Source organism: Arthrobacter senegalensis, from assembly GCF_059091765.1.
In genome coordinates this window covers 629,239-642,468 of sequence record NZ_JBNHGZ010000001.1, presented here as the reverse complement: position 1 = coordinate 642,468, position 13,230 = coordinate 629,239, and the positions used below count along the sequence as shown (strand labels likewise).

The window sequence follows — 13,230 nt, the reverse complement described above, 5'->3', positions numbered from 1 at the left end:
ACGCCGGCCCCTCCTCACAACTCTCCCATCCGGTCGGACGGCGGAACGACGGAGGTCAACGTCATGGGTTCATTTGCCGGACGAATGAAACTGCCGGCGGCGGTGGCCGTCACGGCGGCGCTTTTGCTGACGTCCTGTTCCCGCACGGGTGAAGAGACGGGGGAGGGGCCGGAAGCGGGAGGCGCCGGAGGCTTCGAGAGCGGCTCCTTGATCGGTGTGTCCCTCTCCGCCGACACCGCGTACGCCGAAGCGCTGTTCACCGAACAGATCGAGGACTCGAACTTCGAACCGAATGTCCAGGTTGCCGAAACCGCCGCTGAACAGCAGCAACAAATCAGCACCATGCTCGAGGGTGAACCGGAGGTGCTGATCGTGGACCCGGCAGACCCGGCAGGCCTGGGGGAGCAGTTGGCCGCGGCGCAGGAGGCGCAAATCCCGGTCATCGCGTTCGGCACCATGGTCACGGGCACCGGCGCGGTCGGCTACCTGGTGGGCGCGGATGCCTTCCAAACCGGTGAGCTCCAGGCCCAGGCACTGCTCGACGGGCTGGCCGAACGGCAGGGCGAAGGACCCTACAACGTCGAGCTGTTCAGCGGCCACCCGGACGACGGCGGCGCGCGTCTGGCGTTCGACGGAGCCATGAGCGTGCTGCAGCCCAAGATCGACGACGGCACCGTGGCCGTGCTGTCCGGCCAGACGGATTTCGAGGCAACCGCCGGCGAAAACCCGGATGCGGCGGCAGAACGGCTGGCCGGCCTGTTGCAGGAGGAATATGCCTCCGATGACGTGCACGGCATCCTGGCCGCCGATGACGCCACCGCCCAGGCCCTCATCCGGGCCGCCGAAGACGGCGGGCAGGACTCCGCCGTCGTCGTCGGCAGCGGATCCGCCCCGGCAGCCGTGGAATCAATCATGGCCGGCAAGCAGTACGCTACCACCTACGCCGACCCAGCGGCCATGGTGGGGGAGGCCCTGACGGTCGTCAAAGGGTTCGCGCAGGACGATGCACCCGAGGCCGACGAGGAAGAGTCTTACGGCAACGCGCAAACCAGCGTGGCCGCCTACCTGACCGAAGCGGAGCCGGTCACCAAGGAGAACGCCGCGGAGGTCTTCGCCGACAACCAGGAGCTGCTGCAGCTCGTCAAGTAGACGCCGCGGGATCTTCCCGTTCAGGCGCGCAGGCGCCGGGCCAGGCCCCTGACCGCCAGCGCGGCCAGGCCGCCTGCCGCCAGCCAGGGACCGGCCACGATGACCGGGTCGAGCCACTGGTGGCTCAGGTCCGCACGCTTCGCCCCGGTCCGGGAGGCCAGCCCGTGATGGCTGAACTCGCTGCGCACACCGGATTCGGTGACGGGATTGTCCGGACGCAGGGTCGCGAAGGAGCGGAGGTGGCTTTCCCAGGCGTCGACCCGGTCGGCGGCCAGCAGGATCACCCAGTGCGCCGCCCGCGCCTCGCTGTACTTCCGGTAGGAGTACCGCCGCAGGGCGCCCGAGAGTCCCTTGGGCGGCGTCGACGTGCCGAAGACGGGCGTCAGCATGCGGTGCTCAAGGGATCGCTCGCGCGGCCATTTCTCCTCCTGGCGGTCGGGAAAGTCCCAGTGTGCGCCGGTGGCTCCGGGATCGAAGCGTTCCTTCGGCACGGCCGGACGGTCCTTCGGATCCAGGTCGGCACCCCAGCCCGGGATCCGGGCGCGGAGTTCTTCGCTGGTATGCCTGCGCTCGGGTTTTTCGGCTCTGTAGGGCATCGGGGGTCTCCTAGCCGGCATCGGGCACGATGAGCGGCTTGATGCAGCCATCGAGTTTCGACGAGAAAATGTGATAACCGTCGGAGATATGCTCCAGCGGTATGCGGTGGGTAACGATGTCGTTGGGTTTTAGGTAACCGTTGCGGATGTGCTCGAACAGCCGCGGCCACTGGCGCTTGACCGGGCACTGATTCATCCGCAGCGTCAACCCTTTGTTCAGGGCGTCCCCGAACTTCACCGCGCTGAACATCGGACCGTAGGCGCCCATCACGGAAACGGTCCCGCCCTTGCGGACCGAATCGATGGCCCAGTTCAGGGCGACGGGCGAGCCGCCCTGCAGCTTGAACTTGGCGGAGGTGAGGTGCTGGGTCAGGTTGCCGTCCGCCTCGGCGCCCACGGCGTCGATCGCCACGTCCGCTCCCAGGTCATCCGTTACCTTCTTCAGGTGCACCACGATGTCGTCATGCTCGACGAAGTTGTAGGTCTCCGCCTGCGCGAAGGAACGGGCCATCTCCAGCCGGTACTCCAGGTGGTCGATGACGATCACGCGCCCTGCTCCCATGAGCCAGGCGGACTTTGCGGCAAACAACCCCACCGGTCCGGCCCCGAACACCACCACGGTGTCGCCTTCGACGATGTCGCCCAGCTGCGCCCCGAAGTAGCCGGTGGGCAGGGCGTCGGTGAGCATCACGGCGTCCTCGTCGTCCATCCAGTCCGGGATCAGGGCGGGGCCGACGTCGGCGAAGGGCACCCGGACGTATTCGGCCTGGCCGCCGTCGTAGCCTCCGCAGGTGTGGGAGTAGCCGTAGATGGCGCCCACCGCCGTGGCATTCGGATTCACGTTGTGGCAGTTGGAGTACAGGCCCCGCGCGCAGAAGTAACAGGAACCGCAGTACACGTTGAACGGCACCATGACCCGGTCGCCGGGTGCGAGGTTCCGGACCGACGGCCCCACCTCGTGGACCACGCCGATGAACTCGTGGCCGAAGGTCATCCCGACCCGGGTATCGGGCATCATGCCGTGGTAAAGGTGCAGGTCCGAGCCGCAGATACCGGCCAGCGTCACCCGGACTATGGCATCGTTGGGGTGTTCAATGGCGGGAATGTCTTTTTCTTCTACCCGGGTCTTGTAGGGCCCGCGGTACACCATGGCTCTCATCGGTGCCTCCTGGGGGAAGCGGATAGTCGAGTGCCCGCAAGCTTCACACGCCCGGCAAGCAACGGTCAAGGCCCTCAGGCGTCCGGGAGGCCCGCGCCCGGGAGACCGTGTTGCCGGAGACGGGCGTGCCCGGTCCTAGGCGCCCTTTTCCGGTTCCCGCGGGGAGGTTGGTTCCTTGTCCCCGTCTTCCGCCCGGTCCTCGGGCCCGCGGTCGACGTCCGGTTCGATGGCGGCTTCCAGCCCGGCCGAGCCGGCATGCGGCGGCGCGTCGGAGTCCTGCTCCGGATCCGGGGCGTCCGCCTGGTACAGCGCCTCGTCGTCAGCGTGCTTGTCCCCGGCCATGCCCAGCCCTTTCCCGCATCCGGCTCTGTATTCCCTGGGGCAGAGCCTACGCCTGTTCGGGACCAAACGGGACCGGTTTCCGGCTCTCAGTTGCTCCCGCGAAGCTGGCTGACCACGTCGAGGACGACGGCGCGCAGGTCGCCGCCGTGTTCCGCGGCAACCCTGCGCTGGCGCTGGTAGCCGGCGCCGGCTTCGAGGATCTTCTCCACGTCTGCCAGTTCGTCGCTGCAGCCAAGCTTTCGGGCGACCGGTTCCAGCCGGTTCAGCACGTGTTCGCGCAGGTGCTCCGTGACCGGCATTTCCTTGCCGGCGGCGTTGAGGATGATGATGGCGTCCATGCCGTAGCGGGCGGCACGCCACTTGTTCTCCTGCACGTGCCACGGCGGCATGGTGGGGATCGCCCAGCCGTTGTCCAGCGCGGTGGAGAACTCGTCCACCAGGCACTGCGTCAGCGCGGCCACGGCCCCGACGTCCTGCAGGGTGGACAGCCCGTCGCACACCCGCATCTCGATGGTGCCCAGCGCGGGAACCGGCCGGATGTCCCAGCGGATCTCGCTGATCGTGTCGATCACCCCGGTGGTGAACATGTCCTCGACGTAATCCTCGTACACCGCCCAGCTGGGGAACTGGAACGGCAGCCCGGCGGTGGGCAGCTGCTGGAACATCAGCGCGCGCTGCGAGGCGTAGCCGGTGTCCTCTCCCGCCCAGAAGGGGGAGGAGGCGGAGATTGCCTGGAAGTGCGGGAAATAGTTGACGAGCCCGTCCAACACCGGCAGGGCCTTGTCCCGGTGGTCCAGGCCTACGTGCACGTGCACGCCGTAAATCACCATCTGGTGCCCCCACCACTGGGTACGGTCGATCAGCTTGGCGTACCGTTCCTTGTCGGTGACCGGCTGCAACCGCGGCGCGGCAAACGGATGGCTGCCCGCGCAGAAAAGCTCCACCCCCATCGGGTCGGTGACGTCGCGGACGGCCGCCAGGGCGCTGCTCAGGTCCGCTTTGGCCTCGCGGACGGTGTTGCAGACGCCGGTGACCAGCTCCACGGTGTTCAGCAGCAGCTCTTGCTTCACATGCGGGTGCTCGTCATCGTCCCGCAGCTCCGGATGCCCGGCGCGGACGGCGTCCAGCACCTGCTCGGCCACCGAGACCAGTTCGCCGGTCTGGGCATCCACCAGCGCCAGCTCCCACTCAACCCCGAGGGAGGATTGGGCGGACCGTGCGAAATCGATGTACAAACGTTGCTCCGTCTTTGGCTGGACCGGCTGCCGCCGGAGGTATGCGTCTGCTGGGGCCGCGGGGCCAGACACAGCTTGATTCTAGTGCGTCAGGGCCTGGCGCTGCGCTCGCGGCTGCGGGCGCCGGCGGCGGGAACGGGCTCGACGACGATGGCGATCCGGTCCTCGCCGACCCTCGTCAGCACCAGGGTCGCCTTGTTCGGCCCCTTGCCGGAACCGGTCAACAGGGTCTTGCGCAGCTCGTCCGGTGCAACCGACGTGCCGCGCTTCTTGATCTCCAGCGTGCCGATCCGGCTCGCCTTCACCCAGGCCTTGAGCTTCTTGACGTTGTACGGCTTGACCTCCAGCACCCGGTACGCCCGGGCGAACGGCGATGGCTGCAGCTGCGGGGCGCAGATGTAGGCGATGTGCTCATCCAACAGGTGCCCGCCCAGCCCGCGGGCCAGGTCGGCCACCAGCCCGGCGCGGATCACGGCGCCGTCGGGCTCGTACAGGTACCCCGCCGCCGGTCCGATCGCCACGTCCTGGTTGGCCGGGTCGTAGCCGACGGCGCTGGTCAGCTCGGCGGTGCCGCCGGCTCCGGTGACCAATGCCGCCCGCCGGATGCCCGGCCGCGCCAGCCGGTTGAACCACAGCGCCGCCTCGACCACGTCGCCGTCGACGGATACCCATTGGGCCTCGCAGTTGTCGGGCAGCGCCTCATGGGGAATCCCCGGGCCGAGCTTGACCCCGACCGGCATTCCCCGGTCAGCCAGCCTCTCCACGAAGGACAGCGGCGGAGAAAACGCCTCCGGGTCGAAGATCCGGGTGGTGCCCGAGGCCGTCGTCGTCCGCCGCGCCGGGTCCAGCCACACGCCGTCGATCCCGGTGAGGTCCAGTCCCTCCGCATCGGCATTGACCACGGTCGCGGTCGGCCACGGCATCAGGTTGATGGTGGCCACCGCGGCGGTGGTCTCGTCCCGTTCGACGGCGGTGACCCTGCGGTCCAGGCTGGCCAGCGCCATGGCGTCTGCGCCGATTCCACAGCCCAGGTCCGCGACGTGCTCCACCCCGGCGGCCTGGAACCGCCGCGCGTGCAGGGCCGCGATGTTCAGCCGCGTGGCCTGTTCCAGCCCCGCCGGGGTGAACAGCATTTTCTCCGCGAACGGACCGAACTTCGCCTTGGCCTTCGCACGCAGGCGGGACTGTGTCATGGCGGCTGAGACTAGTTCGGGGGAGTGGCCGGCCTTGCGCAGCTCGGTGCCGGTGTGCAGGCTCTCCGCTTCGGAATAGGGGCCGAGCGAATTCAGCAGCTCCCAGCCTTCCGGAGTGAGAATCGGTGCAATGCTCTCGGCGTGGGTCTCGGATGCCATGGTTTCAAGCCTAGTGCAGCGCATTCAGGCAGTGGACGCAGGCAAGCGGACCGGCCGATTCGTGCCTTTAAAGCGGCGATGGGTAGTTCTCCCCATGGCGGGATATGCTGGGACTCCGTAGGGTCGGTAAGGAAGCTTACTGTGAGGAGGCGTGCATGATGTCCACATCCATCGACGGGTACGACATTGATACAGACGCTTGCCAAGCCGAGATTGAAGCGGAACTTGGCGAGCTGATCGAAGCCGGCAACAGGGCACACCGGGGCTGGCAGGCCCTCTGGGATGACGTCGCCGCAGGCGTCGCTGCACCTGCCCCGGGCTGGAAGCCGGAGCTGCGGCGCCTCGCCTGAACGACTCCTGCGGTCATTCAGGGCCGGACCGGTTAGGACGAAGGGGACGCTGGTCGCGGCCGCCTGCCGGCCGTAGCATGGGCGCATGATCGAATCGGCGGCAACGTTCCTGTCCGCGGGCCGGTACTTCCGCGAGGTGCTGGCAAACGTGCCGCCGACCGCATGGAACGCACCCGGGCTGGACGACTGGAGCGTCCGGACGCTCGCCGGACATACCAGCCGGGCGCTGTCCACGGTGCTGACCTACCTGGGGCGCCCCGCCAAGACTGTCCAGGTGGAATCGGCCGCGGACTATTACCTGGCCACCGGACTGGCCAATGATCCCGGCGTCACCGAACGGGCCGTGGCAGCCGGCAAGGAGTTGGGCCCGCACCCAGTGGACATGGTGGACCGGCTGCTGGCCCAGCTGGAAAACACGCTGCCGCTGACCGAGGACCGGGTTATCGAGACGGCCGCCGGCGGGATGCGCTTCAGCGACTACCTGCCCACCCGGATCTTCGAACTTGCGGTGCACACGCTCGACCTGTCCCGGGCCTGCGGCCTGGTGGCGGAGCTGCCGCGCAGCGTGGAGCTGGAAGCCGGGCGGCTGGCCATGGAGATTGCCGCCGAACGCGGCGACGGGGCGCAGGTGCTGCTGGCCCTGACCGGGCGGACCATGCTGCCCGGCGATTTCTCCGTGGTCTGACGCCGTGCCGGCCCTGCCGGCCCTGCCAGCCTCGCAGGCCGGGGCCCCGTGGCGGCAACAACTCCGCCGTCCGGCGTCAGGCGAAGTAGACGCCGATCCTGTTGCCCTCGATCTCCTCGATGCGGATGTCGATGTCGTACACGTCGCGCAGCACGTCCGGCTGCATGATCTGCGCCGGAGGGCCCTGGTGCACGAGGCGGCCGGAGCGCATGGCGATGATCGAGTCCGAGTAGCAGGACGCGAAGTTGATGTCGTGGATGACCAGCACCACGGTCTTGCCCAGCTCGTCGGTCAGCCGGCGCAGCAGCCGCATCATCTCCACCGAGTGCTTCATGTCCAGGTTGTTCAGCGGTTCGTCCAGCAGCAGGTAATCGGTGTCCTGGGCCAGCACCATGGCGATGAACGCCCGCTGCCGCTGGCCGCCGGAGAGTTCGTCCACGAACTTGTCCGCCATCGACGTCAGGTCCAGGTACGCCAGCGCCTGCTCGATCTGGACGAGGTCGGCCGGGCCCGGCCGACCGTTGTTGTGCGGGAAACGGCCGAAGCCCACCAGGTCCCGTACGGTCAGGCGGACGGTCAGCTGGTTGTCCTGGCGCAGGATGGCCATCTTGCGGGCCAGTTCCTTGCCCGCGGTCTTGCCGACGTCGAGCCCGTCGATGGTCACCGCCCCGGCGTCCATGGGCAGCAGCCGGGAGACCATGGACAGCAGCGTGGACTTGCCGGCGCCGTTCGGCCCGATGATCGAGGTGATGCCGCCGTCCTTGATGTAGCAGCTGACGTCGTCCACCACGGTCTGCGTGCCGTAGGTCTTGGAGACTCCGGAGACGTGGATCATTTGATGGAGCCTTTCAGCAGCAGGGCGATGAACAGGATGCCGCCGGCGAATTCAATGACGATGCTCAGCGCGGTATCGAAACTGAACACCTGCTCGAGGACCAGCTGGCCGCCGACCAGGGCGATGGCGCCCAGCAGCACGGCGATGGGCAGCACGTACACGTGCCGGAAGTGCGAGCACAGCAGGTAGGCCAGGCTGGCCACCAGCAGGCCAAAGAACGTGATCGGTCCCACCAGTGCGGTGGATACGGCCACCAGGATGGCGCAGAGCATCAGGACGGTGGTGACGGCCCGCCGGTGGTCAACGCCCAGGTTCAGCGCCGTGTCCCGGCCCAGCGCCAGCACGTCCAACTGCCGGCGCATCCGCCAGACCGGGACGGTGGCCGCGGCCACGGCCAGCGCGGACACGGCCAGCAGCACGCCGTCCACGTTGTTGAAGCTGGCGAAGAAAAGGTCCTGCAGGATGATGAATTCGCTCGGGTCGATCAGCCGCTGCAGCAGCGAGGAGATGCCGCGGAACATGGTCCCGAACACGATGCCCACCAGCAGCATCAGGTGCAGGCTCTTGCCGCCGCCGGTGAACAGCCAGCGGTAGATCAGGAAGGAGAAGCCCACCATCAGCATCACTTCGATCACGAAGCGCACCGGCGCGCCCAGGCTCAGCAGCGCCTGCCCGCCGATCGCGAAGGTCAGCCCGGTCTGGATCAGCATGTAGAGGGCATCGAAGCCCATGATCGACGGAGTCAAAATCCGGTTGGCGGTCACCGTCTGGAACAACACCGTGGACACGCCCACGGCGTACGCCACCAGCAGCATCGAACCGACTTTGATGGCACGCCGGGGCAGGATGTAGCCGAGGTTGCCGCGCAGGTCGATGGTCATGAACACCGCCACGAGGGCGGCCGTCAGCAGGCCCAGCAGGATGATCCAGGTCCGCGGCCGGACCGTGGTGAGGGTGCGGCGCTTGCGCTGCGTCAGGGCGGCGGGAAGTACCGAATCAGCCATTCTTGCGGGTCCTCAGCAGCAGGTAGAGGAAGACGGCGCTGCCGACGGCGGAGACGATCACGCCCACCGGGATTTCGTAGGGGTAGCGGATGGTGCGGCCGATGATGTCGCACAGCAGCACAAAGCCCGCACCGAAGACCGCAACCCAGGGAACCGCGCGGCGGGCGCTGTCGCCGAACGCCAGCGACACCAGGTTGGGCACCACCAGCCCCAGGAACGGAATGGCGCCGATGTTGACCACCACCACGGCGCTGATCAGCGAGACGATGACCAGCCCGAGCGTCAGGATCCGGCCGTAGTGCAGGCCCAGATTGGTGGAAAATTCCTGCCCCATGCCGGCCATCGTGAAGCGGTCCGCGCACAGGTAGCCGATCACCGCGAGCAGCGCGACAATCCAGAGGAGCTCGTAGCGGCCGCGGAGCACACCGGAGAAGTCGCCGATCATCCAGCTGTTCAGCGTCTGCAGCAGGTCAAAGCGGTAGGCAAAGAACGTGGTCACCGCGGCGATGACGCCGCCCAGCATGATCCCCACCAGCGGCACAATGAGCGTGTTGCGCAGCGGGATCCGGCGCAGCACCAGCAGGAACAGGCCGGTCCCGGCGGCCGCGAACACGGTCGCCACGGACATCTTGGCCAACAGGGTGGCACCGGGGATCGCCACCGTGACCACCAGGATGCCCAGCGAGGCAGACTCCACGGTGCCCACGGTGGACGGCTCCACGAATTTGTTCCGCGCCATCAGCTGCATGATCAGCCCGGCAATCCCCAGCGCCGCGCCGGCCAGGATGACCGACAGGGTGCGTGGCAGCCGGCTGATCCAGAAAATGTCCCAGGCCTTCTGGTCACCGGCCAGCAGGGCAGGCAGCGACACATCGCTGACGCCCACAAACATGCTGGCAATGGCCAGGACGACGACGGCGGTGGCCGCCCAGGCGAGCTGGGACCCGGATCCGCGGGCGCGGGAGCGTCCCGCCGCGGCTGCTGCCGCCGGGGCCGGACTGGAAATCGTGGAGGAAGCCATGGGTCGGGCCACCGCGCAGGCCGCCGGCGGGACGCCGGCGGCCGTACGGGTGCTACTTCGTGACGGCTGCCTGGACGGCGCTGATCATGGCGTCCGTATTGTTCAGGCCGTAGCCCACCAGGTACCAGGAGGCCGAGTCCAAATAGGTGATGCTGTCGTTCTTGGCGGCGCTGGTGCCGTTGACCAGGTCGTTGTCCAGGACGGCCGCAGCGGCTTCCCCGGATTCGCCGACGGCGGAGTCGCGGTCGATCACGAACAGGTGGTCCGGGTTGGCCTCGGCGACGAATTCGTGCGAAATGGCCTCGCCGTGCGGGCCCTCGGACTTCACATCCGCGGCGGTCTGCACGCCCAGGACATCGTGCACGATGCCGAAGCGGGACCCTGAGCCGTAGGCCGTCATCTCGCCGCCGCTCGTCATCAGCACCAAACCGGTGCCGGCGTCGGCGGCTGCGGCCTTGGTGTCCTCGATCCGGGTGTCGATGGCCGCCAGCTTTTCTTCGACTTCGGCTTCCTTGCCGAAGATCTCGCCGAGGGTCGCGGAGACTTCCTTGAAGCTCTCGATCGGAGCGGCGGTGTCCACGCTCAGGTCGATGGTCGGGGCGATTTTGCTCAGCTCCCCGTAGGCCTCGGCGGTGCGGCCCGAGATGATGATCAGGTCGGGTGCGCCTTCGCTGATGGCCTCGAAGTCGGGTTCCTTCATGGAGCCGATCTTGGTGTATTCGTCGCCGGCGTACTGCGCCAGCGATTCGGGGAACACGGCCGCCTCCGGGACGCCGTCGACCTCGACGCCCAGGGCGGTGAGGCTGTCCAGCACCCCGAGATCGAAGGTGTAGACCGTCTCCGGGTTCACCGGCACGTCGGTGGTGCCGGAGGCGTGCTCAACGCTGATCGTCTCGGCGCCGGTGCCTGCCGCGGCGTCGGTCTGCTGGCCGCAGGCGCTCAGGGCGAGCATGGAAACGGCTGCGGTCATGGCCACCAGGCCGGACTTCAGGGGCTTTTTCACTGACTCTCCATTGTTCGTCAACGCCGTCCCGGGCGGGGACCGGCATTAGGCAACATAAACGTTTGCTATTTGCGCGCAGCTTGAAAGCTACCGGGTTAGGTTAGCCTTACGCAACTTGGCCGGTGGACGGCGGAGCCGATCTTCGTCACATAGGCGGCGGCCGCGGAAACCGGAGGGCCCGCCGCTGGCACTCGCCTTGACCGAGTGCTAATCCTTCTCATAGAGTCGCAGTTAGCACTCACCCCGTGTGGGTGCTAATACAAGGAACCGCCTGCCGGCACCGCGACGACGGCAGACATCTCCTTGGCCAACCTATTCGTAGCGCATGAAAAGGAGAGAGCCGAGTGTCGGTCTCCATTAAGCCTCTTGAGGATCGTATTGTTGTCCAGCCGCTCGAAGCAGAGCAGACCACGGCCTCCGGCCTGGTCATTCCGGACACCGCCAAGGAAAAGCCGCAGGAAGGCAAAGTTGTCGCGATCGGCCCCGGCCGCGTCGATGACAATGGCAACCGGGTTCCCGTTGACGTAGCCGAGGGTGACGTCGTCATCTACTCGAAGTACGGCGGAACCGAGGTCAAGGTCGGCGGGGAAGAGTACCTGGTGCTCTCCGCCCGCGACGTGCTGGCCATCGTCACCAAGTAAGGCCCATCAGCTGAGTCCGGCGGCTCGGGCGCGCGCAGTCGACGCCCGCAGCCGGAATCACGGACAACCGAAATGCCCCGGCTGCCTCCTCTAGCAGCGCAACCGGGGCATTTTGCGTGAAAGGAACAAATTCATGGCAAAGCAGTTGGAGTTCAACGACGCCGCCCGCAAGGCGCTGGAAGCCGGCGTCGACAAGCTCGCCAATACCGTCCGGGTCACCCTCGGTCCGCGTGGCCGCAACGTGGTCCTGGACAAGAAGTGGGGCGCCCCCACCATCACCAACGACGGCGTGACCATCGCCCGCGAGGTGGAACTCGACGACCCGTACGAGAACCTCGGCGCGCAGTTGGCCAAGGAAGTCGCCACCAAGACCAACGATGTTGCCGGTGACGGCACCACCACGGCTACCGTCCTGGCCCAGGCGCTGGTGAAGGAAGGCCTCCGCAACGTGGCCGCCGGCGCCGCCCCCGGCGCCCTCAAGCACGGCATCGAGGTGGCGGTCGAAGCCGTTGCCGCCCGCCTGCTGGAGAATGCCCGCGAGGTCGAAGGCAGGGTCGCCGAGGTCGCCACCATCTCCGCCCAGAGCCCCGAGGTCGGCAAACTGCTGGCCGAAGCCTTCGACAAGGTGGGCAAGGACGGCGTCATCACCATCGAAGAGGGCTCCAGCATGGAGACCGAGCTGGTGCTCACCGAGGGCATGCAGTTCGACAAGGGCCTGCTGTCGCAGTACTTCGTCACCGACCAGGAGCGCCAGGAGGCAGTCCTCGAGGACGCGCTGATCCTGATCTCCCAGGGCAAGATCTCCACGGTGCAGGAGTTCCTGCCGCTGCTGGAGAAGGTGCTGCAGGCCAACAAGCCGCTGTTCATCATCGCCGAAGACATCGACGGCGAGGCCCTGTCCACCCTGGTGGTCAACAAGATCCGCGGCACCCTCAACGTTGCCGCCGTGAAGGCGCCGGGCTTTGGCGACCGCCGCAAGGCCATGCTGCAGGACATCGCGGTGCTCACCGGCGCCCAGGTCGTGTCCGCGGACCTCGGCCTGAAGCTGGACCAGGTGGGCCTCGAGGTGCTGGGCACGGCACGCCGCATCACCGTCACCAAGGACAACACCACCATTGTTGACGGCGCCGGCTCCGAGGCCGACGTGGCCGACCGCGTGTCCCAGCTGCAGGCGGAGGTGCTGCGCACCGATTCCGATTGGGACCGCGAGAAGCTCCAGGAGCGGCTGGCCAAGCTGTCCGGCGGCATCGGCGTGATCAAGGTCGGCGCTGCCACCGAGGTCGAAATGAAGGAGAAGAAGCACCGGATCGAGGACGCCGTGTCCTCCACCCGGGCTGCCCTGGAAGAAGGCATCGTGGCCGGTGGCGGCACCGCCCTGGTGCACGCCGCCCAGGCTCTGGACACCGACCCGAACGTGCTGGCGCTTGAGGGCGACGCAGCCACCGCCGTCGGCCTGGTCCGCCGCGCGCTGGCCCAGCCGCTGCGCTGGATCGCCGAAAACGCCGGCCACGAGGGCATGGTCGTCGTCTCCAAGGTGGGCGACATGGAGCTCAACAACGGCTTCAACGCCGCCACCGGCGAATACGAGGACCTCGTCGCCGCGGGCATCATCGACCCGGTGAAGGTGACCCGCTCGGCGCTGCGCAACGCGGCCTCGATCGCGGCACTGGTGCTGACCACCGAAACCCTGGTCGTCGAGAAGCCGGCCGAAGAGGACGGGCACAACCACCAGCACTAGCGCACGCCGCCGGCTGTTGGTCGGGCTTCGCCCGTCCGGAGGGGATCCTGCCAGTGCAGGGTCCCCTTCGTCGTCGTGGGGTCCGGGGTGGTGAAAGCCCCGGAGCCGGGCGCGCACGTT

14 protein-coding genes are annotated in these 13,230 nt (G+C 67.6%); 5 read left to right on the top strand and 9 right to left on the bottom strand.

Features of this window, described 5'->3' with window-relative positions:
- Positions 1–63: 63 nt before the first annotated feature.
- Entirely contained in the window at positions 64–1,149 is a 1,086-nt protein-coding gene (locus AC5RVG_RS02910) for a substrate-binding domain-containing protein (protein WP_494012655.1), read from the top strand.
- Positions 1,150–1,169: 20 nt separating this feature from the next.
- On the opposite strand, the gene AC5RVG_RS02905 is transcribed toward AC5RVG_RS02910, so the two are convergent.
- The 5 genes from AC5RVG_RS02905 to AC5RVG_RS02885 all read right to left on the bottom strand — a co-directional run bounded on the left by AC5RVG_RS02905 (position 1,170) and on the right by AC5RVG_RS02885 (position 5,833).
- The gene (locus tag AC5RVG_RS02905; protein ID WP_494012654.1) at positions 1,170–1,745 is read right to left on the bottom strand and encodes a hypothetical protein; all 576 of its coding nucleotides are present in this window, start codon (positions 1,743–1,745) and stop codon (positions 1,170–1,172) included.
- Between the two features lie 10 nt (positions 1,746–1,755).
- The gene (locus AC5RVG_RS02900) at positions 1,756–2,904 is read right to left on the bottom strand and encodes a zinc-dependent alcohol dehydrogenase (RefSeq protein WP_494012653.1); all 1,149 of its coding nucleotides are present in this window, start codon (positions 2,902–2,904) and stop codon (positions 1,756–1,758) included.
- Between the two features lie 135 nt (positions 2,905–3,039).
- Positions 3,040–3,246 (bottom strand): hypothetical protein, encoded by a 207-nt coding sequence (locus tag AC5RVG_RS02895; RefSeq protein ID WP_494012652.1) that lies wholly within the window; start codon positions 3,244–3,246, stop codon positions 3,040–3,042.
- A gap of 86 nt (positions 3,247–3,332) precedes the next feature.
- The gene (locus AC5RVG_RS02890; protein WP_494000400.1) at positions 3,333–4,481 is read right to left on the bottom strand and encodes a glutamate--cysteine ligase; all 1,149 of its coding nucleotides are present in this window, start codon (positions 4,479–4,481) and stop codon (positions 3,333–3,335) included.
- A gap of 89 nt (positions 4,482–4,570) precedes the next feature.
- The gene (locus AC5RVG_RS02885; RefSeq protein ID WP_494012651.1) at positions 4,571–5,833 is read right to left on the bottom strand and encodes a THUMP-like domain-containing protein; all 1,263 of its coding nucleotides are present in this window, start codon (positions 5,831–5,833) and stop codon (positions 4,571–4,573) included.
- Positions 5,834–5,988: 155 nt separating this feature from the next.
- On the opposite strand from AC5RVG_RS02885, the gene AC5RVG_RS02880 reads away from it, so the two are divergent.
- On the top strand, positions 5,989–6,183 hold the full coding sequence (locus AC5RVG_RS02880; RefSeq protein WP_494000398.1) for a hypothetical protein: 195 nt from the start codon (positions 5,989–5,991) through the stop codon (positions 6,181–6,183).
- An 85-nt stretch (positions 6,184–6,268) separates the two neighbouring features.
- A complete protein-coding gene (locus tag AC5RVG_RS02875; protein ID WP_494012650.1) occupies positions 6,269–6,868 on the top strand; it encodes a maleylpyruvate isomerase N-terminal domain-containing protein in 600 nt (199 codons plus the stop codon).
- Positions 6,869–6,944: 76 nt separating this feature from the next.
- Here the strand turns inward: AC5RVG_RS02875 and AC5RVG_RS02870 are convergent, their stop codons facing one another.
- The 4 genes from AC5RVG_RS02870 to AC5RVG_RS02855 are packed head-to-tail and all read right to left on the bottom strand — an operon-like array spanning position 6,945 to position 10,731.
- Entirely contained in the window at positions 6,945–7,703 is a 759-nt protein-coding gene (locus tag AC5RVG_RS02870) for an iron ABC transporter ATP-binding protein (protein ID WP_493979500.1), read from the bottom strand.
- Positions 7,700–8,707 (bottom strand): iron chelate uptake ABC transporter family permease subunit, encoded by a 1,008-nt coding sequence (locus tag AC5RVG_RS02865; RefSeq protein ID WP_494000396.1) that lies wholly within the window; start codon positions 8,705–8,707, stop codon positions 7,700–7,702. Before AC5RVG_RS02865 ends, AC5RVG_RS02870 begins: the two co-directional genes overlap by 4 nt.
- The gene (locus AC5RVG_RS02860) at positions 8,700–9,728 is read right to left on the bottom strand and encodes an ABC transporter permease (RefSeq protein ID WP_494000395.1); all 1,029 of its coding nucleotides are present in this window, start codon (positions 9,726–9,728) and stop codon (positions 8,700–8,702) included. Before AC5RVG_RS02860 ends, AC5RVG_RS02865 begins: the two co-directional genes overlap by 8 nt.
- Before the next feature lie 52 nt (positions 9,729–9,780).
- Positions 9,781–10,731 carry a siderophore ABC transporter substrate-binding protein gene (locus tag AC5RVG_RS02855; protein WP_494000394.1) on the bottom strand — a complete coding sequence of 317 codons (951 nt, stop codon included), beginning with the start codon at positions 10,729–10,731 and terminating at the stop codon, positions 9,781–9,783.
- 344 nt (positions 10,732–11,075) lie between these two features.
- Here AC5RVG_RS02855 and groES point away from each other — a divergent pair, with 344 nt between their 5' ends.
- Both groES and groL read left to right on the top strand, forming a co-directional pair.
- The gene (groES, locus tag AC5RVG_RS02850) at positions 11,076–11,372 is read left to right on the top strand and encodes a co-chaperone GroES (RefSeq protein ID WP_127511177.1); all 297 of its coding nucleotides are present in this window, start codon (positions 11,076–11,078) and stop codon (positions 11,370–11,372) included.
- Positions 11,373–11,505: 133 nt separating this feature from the next.
- Positions 11,506–13,110 (top strand): chaperonin GroEL, encoded by a 1,605-nt coding sequence (gene groL, locus AC5RVG_RS02845; RefSeq protein WP_494000393.1) that lies wholly within the window; start codon positions 11,506–11,508, stop codon positions 13,108–13,110.
- Positions 13,111–13,230 lie beyond the last annotated feature (120 nt).

Bases quoted from the DNA above. Each gene is read 5' to 3' on its own strand.
- AC5RVG_RS02905 (WP_494012654.1), bottom strand. From the start codon at position 1,745: ATGCCCTACAGAGCCGAAAAACCCGAGCGCAGGCATACCAGCGAAGAA.
- groL (WP_494000393.1), top strand. From the start codon at position 11,506: ATGGCAAAGCAGTTGGAGTTCAACGACGCCGCCCGCAAGGCGCTGGAA.
- AC5RVG_RS02865 (WP_494000396.1), bottom strand. From the start codon at position 8,707: ATGGCTGATTCGGTACTTCCCGCCGCCCTGACGCAGCGCAAGCGCCGC.
- AC5RVG_RS02870 (WP_493979500.1), bottom strand. From the start codon at position 7,703: ATGATCCACGTCTCCGGAGTCTCCAAGACCTACGGCACGCAGACCGTG.
- AC5RVG_RS02900 (WP_494012653.1), bottom strand. From the start codon at position 2,904: ATGAGAGCCATGGTGTACCGCGGGCCCTACAAGACCCGGGTAGAAGAA.
- AC5RVG_RS02860 (WP_494000395.1), bottom strand. From the start codon at position 9,728: ATGGCTTCCTCCACGATTTCCAGTCCGGCCCCGGCGGCAGCAGCCGCG.
- AC5RVG_RS02885 (WP_494012651.1), bottom strand. From the start codon at position 5,833: ATGGCATCCGAGACCCACGCCGAGAGCATTGCACCGATTCTCACTCCG.
- AC5RVG_RS02875 (WP_494012650.1), top strand. From the start codon at position 6,269: ATGATCGAATCGGCGGCAACGTTCCTGTCCGCGGGCCGGTACTTCCGC.
- AC5RVG_RS02895 (WP_494012652.1), bottom strand. From the start codon at position 3,246: ATGGCCGGGGACAAGCACGCTGACGACGAGGCGCTGTACCAGGCGGAC.
- AC5RVG_RS02880 (WP_494000398.1), top strand. From the start codon at position 5,989: ATGATGTCCACATCCATCGACGGGTACGACATTGATACAGACGCTTGC.
- AC5RVG_RS02910 (WP_494012655.1), top strand. From the start codon at position 64: ATGGGTTCATTTGCCGGACGAATGAAACTGCCGGCGGCGGTGGCCGTC.